11 protein-coding genes and 1 tRNA gene are annotated in these 14,859 nt (G+C 62.0%); 5 read left to right on the forward strand and 7 right to left on the reverse strand.

Features of this window, described 5'->3' with window-relative positions; genetic code table 11:
* Positions 1-153 precede the first annotated feature (153 nt).
* Positions 154-1,389, forward strand: coding sequence for a hypothetical protein (locus tag ACEWFR_RS03170; RefSeq protein WP_374059682.1), 1,236 nt, complete (start codon positions 154-156; stop codon positions 1,387-1,389).
* Between the two features lie 156 nt (positions 1,390-1,545).
* Here ACEWFR_RS03170 and ACEWFR_RS03175 read toward each other — a convergent pair whose 3' ends face one another.
* From ACEWFR_RS03175 to ACEWFR_RS03185, 3 genes are all read right to left on the reverse strand, one after another.
* Entirely contained in the window at positions 1,546-1,959 is a 414-nt protein-coding gene (locus ACEWFR_RS03175) for a hypothetical protein (protein ID WP_374059683.1), read from the reverse strand.
* Positions 1,960-2,073: 114 nt separating this feature from the next.
* Positions 2,074-2,838: an enoyl-CoA hydratase/isomerase family protein gene (locus ACEWFR_RS03180; protein ID WP_374059684.1), complete on the reverse strand. Its 765-nt coding sequence runs from the start codon at positions 2,836-2,838 to the stop codon at positions 2,074-2,076.
* Positions 2,839-3,013: 175 nt separating this feature from the next.
* Positions 3,014-3,682, reverse strand: a complete 669-nt coding sequence (locus ACEWFR_RS03185) for a helix-turn-helix domain-containing protein (protein WP_374059685.1) — start codon at positions 3,680-3,682, stop codon at positions 3,014-3,016.
* Between the two features lie 1,101 nt (positions 3,683-4,783).
* Here ACEWFR_RS03185 and ACEWFR_RS03190 point away from each other — a divergent pair.
* Together ACEWFR_RS03190 and ACEWFR_RS03195 are read left to right on the forward strand one after the other, a co-directional pair.
* Entirely contained in the window at positions 4,784-6,268 is a 1,485-nt protein-coding gene (locus ACEWFR_RS03190) for a hypothetical protein (RefSeq protein WP_374059686.1), read from the forward strand.
* 488 nt (positions 6,269-6,756) lie between these two features.
* Positions 6,757-8,265 carry a PQQ-binding-like beta-propeller repeat protein gene (locus ACEWFR_RS03195; protein ID WP_374059687.1) on the forward strand — a complete coding sequence of 503 codons (1,509 nt, stop codon included), beginning with the start codon at positions 6,757-6,759 and terminating at the stop codon, positions 8,263-8,265.
* Positions 8,266-8,607: 342 nt separating this feature from the next.
* On the opposite strand, the gene ACEWFR_RS03200 is transcribed toward ACEWFR_RS03195, so the two are convergent.
* Positions 8,608-8,681, reverse strand: a tRNA-Lys gene (locus tag ACEWFR_RS03200).
* A 168-nt stretch (positions 8,682-8,849) separates the two neighbouring features.
* Between ACEWFR_RS03200 and ACEWFR_RS03205 the strand changes: the two genes are divergently transcribed.
* Positions 8,850-10,310 carry a DHH family phosphoesterase gene (locus ACEWFR_RS03205; protein ID WP_374059688.1) on the forward strand — a complete coding sequence of 487 codons (1,461 nt, stop codon included), beginning with the start codon at positions 8,850-8,852 and terminating at the stop codon, positions 10,308-10,310.
* A gap of 18 nt (positions 10,311-10,328) precedes the next feature.
* Here ACEWFR_RS03205 and ACEWFR_RS03210 read toward each other — a convergent pair whose 3' ends face one another.
* From ACEWFR_RS03210 to ACEWFR_RS03220, 3 genes are all read right to left on the reverse strand, one after another.
* Complete coding sequence (locus ACEWFR_RS03210; RefSeq protein ID WP_098723854.1) at positions 10,329-10,622, reverse strand: PRC-barrel domain-containing protein; 294 nt, start codon at positions 10,620-10,622, stop codon at positions 10,329-10,331.
* A gap of 221 nt (positions 10,623-10,843) precedes the next feature.
* Positions 10,844-11,992 (reverse strand): phosphotransacetylase family protein, encoded by a 1,149-nt coding sequence (locus ACEWFR_RS03215; RefSeq protein ID WP_374059689.1) that lies wholly within the window; start codon positions 11,990-11,992, stop codon positions 10,844-10,846.
* The gene (locus tag ACEWFR_RS03220; RefSeq protein ID WP_374059690.1) at positions 11,989-14,115 is read right to left on the reverse strand and encodes an acetate--CoA ligase family protein; all 2,127 of its coding nucleotides are present in this window, start codon (positions 14,113-14,115) and stop codon (positions 11,989-11,991) included. The genes ACEWFR_RS03215 and ACEWFR_RS03220 overlap by 4 nt, the downstream gene beginning before the upstream one ends.
* A 276-nt stretch (positions 14,116-14,391) precedes the next feature.
* Between ACEWFR_RS03220 and ACEWFR_RS03225 the strand changes: the two genes are divergently transcribed.
* A complete protein-coding gene (locus ACEWFR_RS03225; protein ID WP_374059691.1) occupies positions 14,392-14,859 on the forward strand; it encodes a hypothetical protein in 468 nt (155 codons plus the stop codon).

Consider the following 14,859-nt stretch of genomic DNA (forward strand, 5'->3'; position numbering starts at 1 on the left):
CCTGCACGTATTCAGTTTACTCGCGTTCGCCCGGGTTACGAGTAGTTGCGTCATGTTCCGGACGGAACCGACGCAGCCCTTTATTTGCGTCTCGGTCGCGCTCAGTCGTGACCGAGGATCACGGCGGCGACCGCGGATCCTCAGGTGACTACTATGCGACAGAACCACTCCCAGCAGTCGACGGACACACAGCAGATGGCGGAATCGATGATGGACCAGAGCCAGCAGGCGATGGTGCAGCTGATCGAACTTCAGCGGAACATGGCCCGCATGACGCTCAGTGCACTCGAGTGGCAAGAGACCGCACAGCTCGAGATGACGCGGTCGATGCTGCAGAATACGCCCGGCCAGCAGTTCACGGAGTCGATGATGCAGCGCTATCTGCGGGGAATGGAGGCCGTGATGCCCGAAATGGAGCGGGTCATGGAACAGGGGTTCGAGGCCGCTTCCCAACCCCAAATGAATCAGATGGGGCAAAGAGGAGACCATCGGGGGCAGACGGGCGGGCAGTCCACTGGCCGCGGACGGCAGGGCCAACAGGAGAGCGCTCGGCACGGAACGTACGGCCGGATGGAATCCCAGTCGCCCCAGGCTCGAGGGAGCCATCCCTCGGCCCAGGGACTGCAGCGCCAGTCGACTGGAAGCCAGCAGACTGGGCAGCCAACGAGCGCACAGGGAGCGACGGATCGGCAGGGAATCGGTCAGGCGGCCGGAACGTCGACAGGGCAACAGCAGGGGATGCAGCCGGGTCAGCAACAAGGAGGGCAACCGGCGCAACGAGAAGGAATGAAGACCAGCAGTCAGCAGGGGACGAGCGACCGCTCTCAGTCTCAGCAGCCCCAGCAGTCCCAGCAGCCCCAGCAGTACCCACAGACCGGCGAGTGGATCTCGCCGGGGGAGTACGGCGGTGAATCGGCCGGTGCGACCCGCTCCCAGCAACAGCCGATGACGACCGAGCCGAGCCACTCGAGGCAGTCCGAGTTTCAGCAGTTCGGCGGGCAGCCCCAAACGGGTGAACCTGATCGGTCGCAGCCAGCCACCGAGCGGGAACGCGGACAGTCGGCACAGCAACGACAGTCACCGATGCAGACCGGCCAGGGCCGCTTGCGAGAGCAGTACTCACAGCGGATCGATCCGGATCGGCGGGGCCAGGGCGAACAGCCCCCCTCAACGGATCGGGGTCAACAAGGGAAGCACGCCCAGCGCGGGCGACCGTCTCCGCGCAGTTCCGAAGCGGACGCGGCCCGGGAGCGCGATCGCGGCGAAACGAACGTGACCGACGAGACCGAAGAGACAAAGGAAATGGATCGCCCGTCCAACGAGCGATCCGCGCGATCGGCCATAACAGAGGGTGACGCCGACGATGAGCACGGTATCGATGAAGAGTAGCGAGAGGAACCGAACCCGGACCCTTCGGTGACGTGCGGCCCGAGGCGTTTCTCGAGGTGAATCAGGTTCCACGAACTCAGCGTCAGTCACGGGACGAAAAAACGAAAATCGGGGTACAGCCGGGACGGTCGATCCGAAGGAATCCGAGGAACGGTATTATCGGGTGTTATCGTCGCCGAGGAGATCGTCATCGTCGTCGTCCCGTATCACGCCCTCGTCGTCGCTGCCGCTGATATCGTTTTCGTCCCGATCGATACCGCGATCGTCCCTCGTTCCAGTTCCGGTTCCGGTATCCATATCGCCGGTCCCGCCGGTCGTGTTGGCACCGGAGAGGTCTCGCTCGAGGTGGATTTCGTCGTCGGTCACGCGACCGATCGCCGCTTCCTGAAGCGGGTACGTATCTTCACCGCTATCGCCCCAACCGAGCGTCGCCTTGATCGAATCTGTGATTCCGGGATCCGGTTCGACGTGGGCCGTACCGTGTTGGACGTCGGCGACCATTCCGACCTCGTCACCGTCCGCGTTGACGACGGACTTGCCAACGTCGTCGTCGGTAATCTGTGGGGACATTGCGTTTTGACGAAGGGTAGGTTCGTGCAAGGCCGTGGTGCTTGCGGACGCTTGCGACCGGACGCGTTTCGGATTACGAGACGAATGATCGGGACGAACGCGAGTCCGGTTCGATCACTCGAACTTCGGTTCCCGATCCTCGAGGAATGCGGTCACGCCCTCCTCGTGAGCGCCCGACGTGCGGGCCTGGGCCTGCAGCAAGTTCTCGTAATCCAGCGCGTCGTCCCACGACCGACCCAGGTTCTCGTGCATCGCCTGTTTCATCATACCGATCGTGGCCGTGGGGCCGTTCGCGAGGCCGTCGACCGTCTCTGCGACCCGGTCGTCGAGTTCCGCGGCGGGGACCGCCTCGTTGACCAACTCGAGGTCGGCCGCGCGTTCGGCGTCGAAGAACTCGCCGGTGAACGCGAGTTTCTTCGCGGCTCGAAGTCCCACGATGTGGGGGAGCATAACGGTCCCGCCGGTGTCGGGGATCAGGCCGACCCTGACGAACGCACACGAGAACGTCGCGTCGGCGGCGGCGTAGGCGATGTCCGCGAGCGCGACGATCGAGAGCCCCGCGCCGATGGCGTCGCCGTTTACTTTCGCGACGATTGGGACCGGGCACTCGAGCATCGCCTCGACGACGCGGCCGAAGGTCTCGGTGACCTCCTCGTAGGCATCCGCGGACGATCCGGGCGTCTCCGCCAGCGACTCGAGGTCGCCGCCCGCGCTGAAGGCGTCGCCCGCGCCGGTGATGACGATCACGTCCGCGGTCTCCGGAGTGGCCCCTTCGATCGCGTCAGCCAGTTCGTCCGCGGTCTCCGTCGTGAGCGCGTTGAGCGCGTCCGGGCGGTCGAACGTCAGTCGCAACACGCCGTCGTCGCTGTCTATCTTCATGTCGTCCGTGTCGTATGCGAGGATAGTAATGGTAGGTGGTCTCCGCACGAGTCACCGTCAGTGCTGTGCGCGCCTCGAGGTGCGTATTCAACTCGTGGGCCACTCTCCGTCGGTCGCCAGCCGGTGAAAAACATCGAGTCGGACGTCGGACGGGATCGTCTGGAAACGAACGCGTTCAGTTCGTCGGAATCGCCGGTGCGGCGGTGTCCTCTTCGGTCACGTTGAGTTCGGACGTGACGAGCGCGCGGTAGGCGCGGCGCAGGCGCTCGGAGAGCGCCTGATGGGAGATTCCCAGTTCCTCGGACAGTTCCTGCATCGAGACCTCGCGCGGGATCTCGAAGTAGCCGTGATCGATCGCCGCGACCAGCGTCTCGTACTGGCGGGCCGTCAGGCCACACTGGGAGTGGCTTTCCTCGGCCAGATCGAAGAGTCGGACGATCGTCGGCGTCACGTCGTTGTCGTCGAGACGATCGTACAGCGAACTGACGCTCTCGCGGTCGACCACGCGGACGCTGAGCAGCCACGTGCCGTTGGACGCCGAGGCGCTCAGTACCGTTCCGCCCTCTTCGAGAACGATCTCGAAGGGGTCGACGGTGTCGGGTTCGAATTCGATGTCGTAGAGCCAGCGGTCCTCGTCGCTACTGATCTGGGAGTAATTTCCGATCGCCCCCGCCTCGTCGAGTGCGTCCTCGACCTCCGACTGTGATGGGCCGGAGAGCCAGAGGCCGTGGCCGCTCGAGGCGATCACTCGCTCCATCTCGCACGTGAGTGAAGGGACGGACTCGAACAGCTCGCCGGTTCCGGTTCCGTCTGCCGGAATCTCGATGTCTGCGATAGATGTCATGAATCTCACCCGTAAATAGCACGAGGACATCCATAACCCCACTTCCAAAGCACTTAGAGGAGATTAGAGTGACTATCACTCTGTATGATTGGTTCGCGAACTGAGAAACGCGACAGCGTCGCAGAGACGGCGGATTACGACGTCAGGCCGTTCCGACCAGCAGTTGGATAGTGACGGTGACCGCGATCGTGGCCAGAGCGAGCGCGATTGGAACATCGCATCGACCTCGCTCGCGAGTATCGAGACGCGGATTTACGTCACCGTGATTCGTGGCGTGTACGCAACCATCAGCACACCGAACTCGTCGATCGTCCGGCCCAACGGCAAACCCACGTCAGAACGATCCCGGCGGCGATGGGGTTGCGCGCGAGCGATGACGACGAGAAACGGTGTGGCAACGACCGGCTGTGCCATGACGGATGGGGCAACGAATGTCCGGCCAGGACGGCGCTGACCTGACTGCCCGTGGCGAGCACCGCTCGAGGGGTTCTCGGAGCCGATCCGAACCGATCGTCGTGGCTGGACAAACGCCCCGTTCGATCACCCGCTCTGGTGGCACATTGCTGTTCGAACCGATGAGTCGCTTCGTCAGAATATAGGAACAACTGCAACGATTCACACACTGATCGCACAGCTATCGTCCGATCAGGTGTGCAGTGACTTACAGTGGCTACTATAGTTCGACGCGGATCCGGTCGACCGCCAGGTCGTCGGCGACGGCTTCGGCGTCGGACTCGAGACGAACGCTCGCGCGACCGGTTCGCCCGAACGCAAGTCCCTCGCGTGACGGTGTCGGCGGACGGAGTCTCTCGAGCGTGCGGTGTGCATCGTCGCCTCCGTCGGTCGTTCGGAACGCAGCGACGATCCTCCGGGCGAGCGAAACTGTTTCGCCTGTCGAGTCAGTCTGTGCAATCGCTTAATTCGGTGCTAAGGACTCGAGCGGCCGGCGCGCCTATTCCGCTCGTATCCGCTCGAGAGCCCGTCAGGAACGGCCCTGGCGATCGTTCGTTCATTTCAACGGGTTCGGATTGAATTACCTCGATTATACGTAATAGTCCCCGTTTCCGAAGGGGAGTCGTGACTTCAAACGACTCACGAACTATGCGGTTCGGTCGGCGATCGTATCTGAAAGGCTGTGTCGTCGGACTCGGTTCGACGCTCTCAGTTGCCGGGGTGGCGGGAGCACAGAGCGCGGAACAGAACGAACAGCAATACGGGACCGTCATCGACGTGGTCGAGGCCGGCGCGGACGACGAGGGCGACGAGTCTATCACGCCCGTCTTGCGCGAACACGTCGACGACGACACGCTCCTCACATTCCCGCCGGGGCGGTACTACATGGACGAGCAACTGCGGCTCACCGGGTTCGAAAACGTCGGGTTCGTCGGTGAGGACGCGACGCTGGTCCCGGCGACCTACCACGAGTTCGACGGCCCGCAGTATCGCCTGTTCCGGATGGGAACGAGCAACACCCCCGGACGGGAGCTCCGATTCGAGGGATTCGACATCGACCAGACGGCGTCGGACACGGGGATCCGCGTCCTCAGTGCTGTGGTCGAGGACGGTCTCGTCGTGCGGAACGTCTTCATCCGCGGCGTCCACGACAGCGGGACGTGGGGGCCGGGGTGGTTCGACATCACCGACCCCGACGGGCGCGGTCTCGTCGAACGCTTCTGTGCGGCCGACGGCGGCCTTCACGTCGACGATACGCCGAACGCGGGGAACATGTGGCGCGGACCGACCGGTATCGGGGTCGACCCAAATCATCGCGGAACGCTCGTCTTCGACGGCTGCGTGCTCGGCGGCTTTCCGGGCACCGGACTGTACGCCTCCAACGAAACCGGTCGAATCGACGTCGACGGCGGCCGGTTCCGAAACAGCGGGACCGCCTCGATCCGCCTCGGTGGCGCGACGGGCACGATCAGGGACGCGACCATCGTCGTCGACGAGAATCCGCACGACTCGAACGGTCAGCACGCGATTCGGCTCGATCACGGGGACCAGTTCGCTCTCGAGGGCATCAGTATCGACATCCCCCAACCGAACGGCGACGCGATCAGGATCATGAACGGCGTCGACACCACTTCGATCGTGAACTCGGAGATTTCCGTCGCCGACGGGTTGAACAACGGGATTCGGATCGACCCCGAGGCGGGAGCGACGGCGATCCAGGACGTCGACATCGAGATCGACGGGAGCGCAAACGCGGTTCAGATCCACGGGCAGGACGCCGGAGCGGTCGACCTGCAAGACGTTCGAATTACCGGCGACGCGGACGGTTCGACGATGCGCCACGCGATCCTCTGTACGCGAAACGGCTGTCGGTTCGACGGACTCTCGGTCGAACAGCATGGCCCCAACAAGCGACGCGGCATCGAGCTGCGGGGCGACGACGCGGCCGTCGTCAACTCGGAGTTCACGACGACGCACACACCAATTGTCGTCAACGGCGCGGATGACGTGACAATCGAGAACTGTTACGCCAATTCCGTGATAGACAAAAGCTCCCTGACTATCATCAGCAACTCCGGTTCCGTCTCCCTCGCGAACAACGAGTTCCCCGACGGGGTTCGAGACACTCGGTAAGGCGGTAGCGACCGACATTAAGTCGGGTCGATTTAATTCACTCTAAATGGCCGTGGTGAATCACCATACGGCGTTGGATTTGTCTAGCTCACAGTACGCTTGATGTCGTAGACAGAAAACACCGCGGCGACTTTTCGGAAATCTCAATACCAGATTCGCGCACGCCCGGCGTCGCCGAGCGTGCACTTGATCGCCGAGAAAACGGTCTCAGATCACAGGTGACATCTTCGCCCGCCGTGAACGGCGGGATTCTCTCGCTGCTCAAAGATAGCCAGATGGCTTGTGCAGCTGCGCGAACAGGCGTAGAAGCACTCGCCAGACCGCTATCTCGATCACGATGAAAGCTACTATTTTGGCAGAGCGGTCCCTGTTGTTGAGAACTCTTTCTACTTCGGTTATTGCAGTAAAGCTCACAACTCTTAATTACCAGTAATTTAATGTGTTCATATGATCTCGAGTAGCGCATTTCCAACGTGTTGTGAGAACCTATGAGAGACAATGAACCGGACCAGAGAAATGCAGAATGTAACAATCCAAATTCGAAGAAGAGAGTTTCGACCGCCGAATCGAACTCCCCTCTAGCAAGGTTCGCTACACGGCCGGATCGTCGTACACTGCTTCGAATGACGGGAGTGGGGATACTGTCGGTAACATCCACATCGTCGATTATGGCCAGTGTAGCGGCAACTAATGATCAGTCAGACCCTACAGAGGAACAGACGCTCATCTTCACCCGAATTGATGGGGAAGTATACGCAGTTGATAGGGAAACGGGCGACATAGAGTGGACGTTTGAGGGGGACACACATAGACCATTTCAATCGCTGACGAGTGCTGAAGACACACTTCTGGCAGCATCTACGGAGATGATCTACGCTATTGATCCAGAAACGGGCGAAGATTACTGGTCGATCACTGACGATGCACTCCGGACGAACAATGAACTGACCGTTGCTGACGGGATGATTTTTGTTAGAGCAGATGGCGGAGCGATTCGTGCGTACAATGCAGAAACTGGCGACCAAGAGTGGGAATCTGCACAACCAAATAAAACGGTGCAGTCGCCGATGGTAGCAGCCAACGGGCTTCTCTATGCTACAACTGATGACAGGCTATACGCCATTGAAGCAGACTCTGGCCGAAGTGAATGGGTTGTCCCAGAGGCAGGCGATTTCACCGATTATGGCCCAGATTTCTATCCTCCGGTAGTTTCCGGTACGACACTCTTGCTGAGTTCCGAGTACCACGGAATTCATGGGTTCGATGCGATCACCGGTGAACATCAGTGGCAGTATTCCAATTACGGTATTACTTCGCGACCCAGTGTTACTGTTGGGACTGCCTCAATTGTCAGTACTGATGCAGATGTCTATGGTGAGACAGAAGGAGAGCTCATCGGTCAAAGCGTGACGACGGGTGATCCAAAATGGAAGATACAAATCTCTGAAACAGTCGAGAGGTTGGGGATTTCGAAAGCGATAGCTGTCGGAAACAGGATCTATGTCTGGGCTGCGAGTTCAGAAATGGAGGCTCAACTTTTCGCAGTTGATGCAGACTCTGGGGATATAGACTGGCGTGCCCCTGTTAATTCACCGTTCGGAGGGTGGGTTCGCGCCATCGGTGACACTGTCTACACTGCATCCGGTGGGACATCTTCCGGGTGGACGGCTTACGCTCTGGATCGAGAAACAGGCGAACGGTACTGGACAGCCACTGGTTCAGAGCCAGACGTACCTTTGGAAGTGGTCGCTCAAGATGATTTGGTATTTTTCAGATTTGAGAGTGGGATTTTGTACGCAGTTGACCGGGCCGAGGGAACAGAAGTCTGGAATTTCGAAGCTCCTCGAGAAGAGTCTGACGGAGATGATGATGATAATATCTCTTTCGACACCCAATCTTCCGATAGTGTTCCTGGTCCGGGAATCGCTGGCACGTTAGCAACAATCTTCGGAATGGGATATCTATTGGCTAGGAACGAATCTAACGAGCAGAAGTGAGAGGGGACTTTCGGTGGAAGCGTATACCCTCATCTGGATTGATTGTCATTCAAACGGGCTATCGTCCTGGTTGCGCCTCACACACTACTATTCAAAAATAGACATCTCTGACTAAGTTGGAACTTTGTCAATTGTCTGTTCGGAGTGTCAATCAATCGCCTCGGAGGATGGAATGTTAACAATTAACAGTACTGAAGGGTTTGTGTGAACTATTAATAGATGCTAGACGTGACGGGACGTCGTTTACTGAAAGACTCGACTCAACAGGGAGAGTTGCTGCTTCAGAGACAGAGATGACGTTGTCTGCCGATTAGTGTGACTCACTTTCGTGAAGGAAAGAAGCGGGCCGGGCGCGATTTGAACACGCGACCGTCTGATTAAGAGTCAGACGCTCTGCCGGACTGAGCTACCGGCCCTGTACCTGCGACTTTCCCTCGGTCGTTCAAATACGTTTCCCTTGGCGGGCAGCGTGGCAGTGATCCACGGGCGTGACAGTCACTCGGTCTCGAGTCACCCGGGCTGAACCGTCATTTTGTGCCACTCTTCGGGAGCGTTAAGTGCGGCCGGTCCGACCACTCGGGCATATGAGTACGGGGGTTACGATTTCGTCGATCTCTGACTACGCTATCTTGGGCTGTGGGAGCGTGGGCTACGCCGTCGCGGAGGAACTCGTCGAACAGGGGAAGGACGTCTTCATCGTCGATCAGGACGAGAGCCGCGTCGAATCGCTCCGTGACCAGGACCTGGACGCCCGGACGGCCGACATCCGGGAATCCGGCGTCGCCGACCTCGTTGCCGACCGCGATGTCATCCTCATCCTCGCCTCGGACGTCGAGTCCAACAAGCGCGCCGTCGAACACATCCGCAAGAGCAACGGCGATCAGTTCATCGTCGCCCGCGCAAGCGATCCCGTCTCCGGCGACGAACTCTCCGAACTCGGGGCCGACATCGTCATCAACCCCTCCACGGTCATCGCCGAATCCGCCCTGCGCGCCCTCGAGTCGGGCGAACTCGAGTACAATGCGGGGAAGCTCGCGGAGATCGTCGAGCAGACATCGACGCGGCTGGCGATCGTCACTCAGGACAGCCCCGATCCGGACTCGATCGCCAGTGCAGCGGCGCTGCAGGCGATCGCCGAGCATCTCGGCATCGAATCCGATATCATCTATCTCGGGGACGTCGGCCACCAGGAGAACCGAGCGTTCGTCAATCTGCTCGGGATCGACCTCGTCCAGTGGGACGAGATCGAGGACCACTCGATCTACGACACCGTTGCCTTAGTCGATCACGCGACCTCGGGCGAGATGGACCTCCCGATCGACATCGTCATCGATCACCACGAATCCGAGACCGAGAACGGGGTCGAACCCGAGTTCGTCGACATCCGACCGAACATGTCCTCGACGTCGACGATCATGACGAAGTACATCCAGGAGTTCGACATGAACGTCTCCGAGGAGGTCGCCACGGCCTTGCTCTACGGCATCCGCGCGGAGACGCTGGATTTCAAGCGCGACACCACCCCCGCCGATCTGACCGCCGCCGCCTACCTCTATCCGTTCGCGAACCACGACACCCTCGAGCAAGTGGAGTCGCCGTCGATGTCACCCGAGACGCTGGACGTGCTCGCGGAGGCCATCACGAACCGGGACGTCCAAGGGAGTCACCTCGTCTCCAACGCGGGCTTCGTCCGCGACCGCGAGGCGCTGACCCAGGCCGCCAGCCACCTGCTCAACCTCGAGGGCGTCACCACGACCGCTGTCTTCGGGATCGCCGACGAGACGATCTTCCTCGCCGGTCGCTCGAAGGACATCCGCATCAACATCGGCAAGGTGCTCGACGACGCCTACGGGGACATCGGCGAGACGGCCGGCCACTCCACGCAAGCCAGCGCGGAGATCCCGCTGGGGATCTTCACCGGAATCGAGATCTCGGAGGACACGCGAGAGACGCTGCTCGAGTTGACCGAAGAAGCGGTCAAGCGGACGCTATTCGACGCGATGGGTGTCGAAGGAGGTAGCAGCGAAGGCTCGAACGGGAGCTGAGACGATCGCAGACTCGAGTTACGCCAGCAGTTCGTCTTCTTCTTCGTCGGGTTCGCGGACGCGTTCGACGACATCGTTGATGAGAATGACGTCGCCGACGGAGCGGACCCAGCGGTAGGGGACGATGATTCCCTGTCCGCTGCGGGCTTCGTCTGCAAACAGTTCGCTGTTCAGGTTCGCAAGTGCGAGTCCGGTGACGGCTTCGCTGTCGATATTCAGTCGGAGATCTTCGACTTCGCCGACGAAGACGCCGTTGTTCGAGTAAACCTCGCGGCCGACGAGGGACGTGATTTCTTGGGGAGTGTCGTCCATGTCTGGCCCCATGCGCGGTGGACTCTTAACTTTTAGTCAGACGCGATAGTCGTCACATCGAACGCGACCGGGCCGACCGGTGCATCGACAGTTACGACCGGTGCATCGGCAGTTACGACCGGTGCTATCGGTGGCCAAGTCGGCTGAGACGGGAGTAGCCGACCCGAAACGACACGAGTCGGTCGAGATGAGTGTGATCCCGAATCCACCGACGCTCGAGCCTATCCCAGAATCGAGTCGACGGCGGCGTGATCGGACAGCAGCCGTTGCATCCGGTCGACGGTGTCGGCATCTCGAGTCCGGCCGCTGCGGACGACGTCCTCGGCGCGTTCGACCGTCGTGAGGGTGTCCGTCTGCACCGCGAGGATCGGGACGCCCTTCTCGCTGGCCTGCCCGACGATCGCACTCGAGGGCCGGTGGCCGCCGGTAAGGATGAGACAGCGGACGCCGGGAGCCTCGAGCGCGGCGGTGTGTATCTCGGCGCGGTCGCCGCCGGTGATGACGGCGGCGTCTCTCGTCCGGCGGAAGTGGCGCAGGGCGCTATCGGGCCCCATCGCGCCGACGGTAAAGCGTTCGACGTAGTTGTCCTGCCCCTCGTCGACGAGTACCGACGCGCCGAGTTCGTCCGCGAGCTCGGCGATCGTCACGCCCGACAGCTCCCGTTCGCTCGGGAGCACCCCGTGGACCGGAATCCCGCGCCCCTCGAGGAAGGGGACGACGTCCGTCTCGAGCCCGTCGTAGGCCGCGTCGGAAACGTCGTTGAAGACGACGCCGGCGAGTCGGTCGCCGAACCGGTCGGCGGCGGCGATGACGTCGTCGACATCTGCGGGGATCTCGTAGGGCGCAACCAGCAGCACGCGCGCATCGAGGAGGTCGGCGACATCGGGGTCCGCGAGGTCGACGATCCCGCCGACATCGTACCGGCCGCCGCCCTCGACGAACAACCGGTCGCGATCGGCCGCGAGCGTCTCGAACGCCTCCCGGACGCGGTCGCGCAGCTCGTCCGGATCCTCGCGCCCGCGGATCGCCTGCTCGATAAACGTCGGTGAGTAGATGACGGGCTCGAGGTCGTGCATCTCGGCCTCGAACTCGAGCAGTTCGCGGGCGAGCAGCGGGTCCTCGTCGAGGGTCTTCCCGACGTTGCTCTGCAGCCGGGTCCCCTTCGGTTTCATATAGCCGACACTGTCCCCTTCGTCCCGCGCGAGCCGGGCGAGCGCCAGCGTGATGGCCGTCTTGCCGGTGCTTTCCTCGAGCGAGCTGACGAGCAGCGTCTCGACGGGTGTGTCGCCGGACGTGCTGTCGGTGCCGCTTTCGGTATCAGTATCGGTTTCGATGTCCGTGGAATCGGGTTCTGGATCGGTGTCGGTCATGGTTCCTCCGTGTCGGATATGTCTGCGTCGAGTTCATCCGGATCGACGGTGAGTCGCAGATCGATCGCCTGTACGCCCTTCGGGCCGGCCACGAGCGGGTTGATATCGAGTTCAAGGATCGACGGGAAGTCCGTCACCAGCTGGGAGAGTCGCTGGATCGTCTCGACGACGCGCTCGATATCGGCGGTCTCGCGGCCGCGTGCACCGCGCAACAGCGGTGCCGCCTGAATCTCATCGACCATGTCGCGGGCCTCGCCCTCGCCGATCGGCGCGACGCGGACCGAGGTATCCTCGAGGATTTCGACGAAGATGCCGCCGAGCCCGAACAGCAACAATGGGCCGAACTGCGGGTCGCGGTTCATCCCGACGATGGTCTCGGTCGCGGACTCGAGGTCGAGCATCTCCTGGACTTGTACGCCGATGATCGTGGCGTCGGGCTGGTAGTTTCGCGCTCGAGCGACCACGTCCTCGTAGGCGTCGTAAACGTCCTCGTCCGCCACACCGACTTTGACGCCACCGATGTCGGACTTGTGCGAGATGTCGGGACTAACGATCTTCAGGACGACATCGCCGGCGATCGATTCGGCGACCTCGCGGGCGCGGTCGGGGTCGTCGACGATCTCCCCCTGCGGGGTCGGGATGCCGTAGGCCTCGAGCAGGTCCATCGACTCCACGCCGAGGCGGTTGTCGTCCCGCCGCTGGACGCGCGCCAGGATCTTGCGGGCGCGTTCGCGATCGACGTCGAACGTCACGGGCTCGTCGACCGTCCGCTCGCGAATATCGCGGAAGCCAGCGAGCGCGTCGAGTCCCGAGACCGCTCGAGCGGGATCGAAGTAGTTCGGAACCCCAGACTCGCGTAGCGTTTCCTCGGCGTCGCGAGCCCGTTTCCCGCCCATGAGGCACGTGACGACGGGCGTCTCGTGGGCCTCGAGCGTCTCGATTACCCGCTCGGCGAGGTCGTCGTACGACAGGACCGCGGTCGGCGCGGCGACGACCACGGCGCTGCCGACGTTCGGATCCTCGAGCGCGATCTCGAGGGCCTCGCCGAACCGGTCGACGTCGGCGTCGCCGATCGCGTCGATCGGGTTGTAGACGTTGGCTTCGTCGGGCATCGCCTCCGCGAGTGCGTCAATCGTCTCGTCGCTGAAGGAGGCCATCTCGAGCGACGAGTCGCCGACGGCGTCGGTCGTCAGGACACCGGGACCGCCAGCGTTAGTCACGACCGCAACGCCGTCGGTCTCGGGCTCTGGAAGCCCCGAAAGCGCCCGCGCGTAGTCGAACAGTTCCTGGACCGAGCGGGCACGGATGACCCCGGCCTGCTCGAGACCGGCCTCGTACGCCCGTTCGCTGCCGGCGATCGCGCCGGTGTGCGAGGAGGCGGCCTGCGCGCCGGCACTCGTCCGGCCCGATTTGACGAGCACGATCGGGGTGTCCGAACTGACGTCGCGGGCGGCTTCGATGAAACCCCGACCGTCACCGATGTCCTCTAAGTAGCCGATAATGACGTCGGTCTCCGGGTCGTCACCCCACTCGCGGACGAAATCCGTCTCGTCCAGGACGGTCTTGTTGCCCAGCGAGACCACGTCTCGAAACCCGATTCCCTGCTCGTTGGCCCAGTCGAGGACGGCGGTGATGAACGCACCCGACTGGCTCATAAAGGAGATCGAGCCCTCGAGCGCGCTCTCGGGGCCGAACGTGGCGTTCATCCCGTTCGACGTGGCCATGATCCCCAGACTGTTCGGCCCGACGACGTTGAGGTCGTGTTCGCCGGCGACGGCGCGGAGTCGCCGTTCGCGCTCGGCACCCTCGCCGCCCGTCTCGGAGAAACCGGCAGTGATGACGACGACGTTCTCGGTGCCCGCCTCGGCGAGGTCGCGGATCGACTCGATCACGATCTCGGGCGGAACCACGACCACCGCCAGATCGATCGGCGGCGCGCTCGACGCGTCAGGATAACACTCGAGCCCGAGCACCTCATCGCGCGACGGGTTGACCGGCACGACCTCGCCCGTGAACTCGTCGCGCAGGTTCTCGAGGATCGCCCGGCCGACCGCGCCCTCGCGGTCGGTCGCGCCGACTACGGCGACGGTCTCGGGATCGAAGAGTGCAGATAACCGTCCCATCGTTCGCAGGTTAGCGAAGTAGCGTGTTAAGTGTGCGGCGTGTTCCAGCCGAATGGAAGTCGGACGGTTCCGGACGACGGCCGTCGGTCGTCGTTCGAGACACCGGGTATCGTCACACGATGCCGAGTGAGGCGAAATATAGTAGCCACTGAAACGATTCACACACTGATCGCAACGCAGTCGTTCGATTAGGTATGCAGTGACTTGCAGTGGCTACTATAGATCCACACCCGTCTGCTGTAACGCGCAACGTTTATCACACATCTGTCAGTAGTAGTGTGTATCTCATCGACATCTCTCCGTCGGTCCGGAACTGTCGCTGCCGGCACCGCAGCGCTGGGTGTGGTCAGCCTCCTGACCGCGGCGTTGCTGTTCGCGGCGATTCCAGAAAACCCGCCCGGTGACGGGTTCGCGGCCGGTCTTACCGGCATCTTCGTGTTGCTGTCCGTGATTGCGGGCCTCCTCGCGCTCGTGGAATCGGGATCGCTGTATTTCGTCACGCGTCTGCGGGAGCCATCCGAACGGTCGCAACGGGCGCTCACGATAGGGGCCGTCGCCGGGAGCCTCTCAATTCTTCTGCTGGTCGTCCCCGTGCTGGTCGCACGAGTGTTCAACATACTGGTCCCCGGTCCCGCGTGGGGGCCCGGAATCGGGCTCGTACTCGTCCCGATCGGGATCGGCTGCTCGATGCTCGGCGTCGTCTTTCAACTCCTCGACGGATCTCGGACTCGAGCCCGCACGTAA

The sequence above is a fragment of the Natrinema sp. H-ect4 genome (assembly GCF_041894845.1).
Taxonomy (GTDB): Archaea; Halobacteriota; Halobacteria; order Halobacteriales; family Natrialbaceae; genus Natrinema.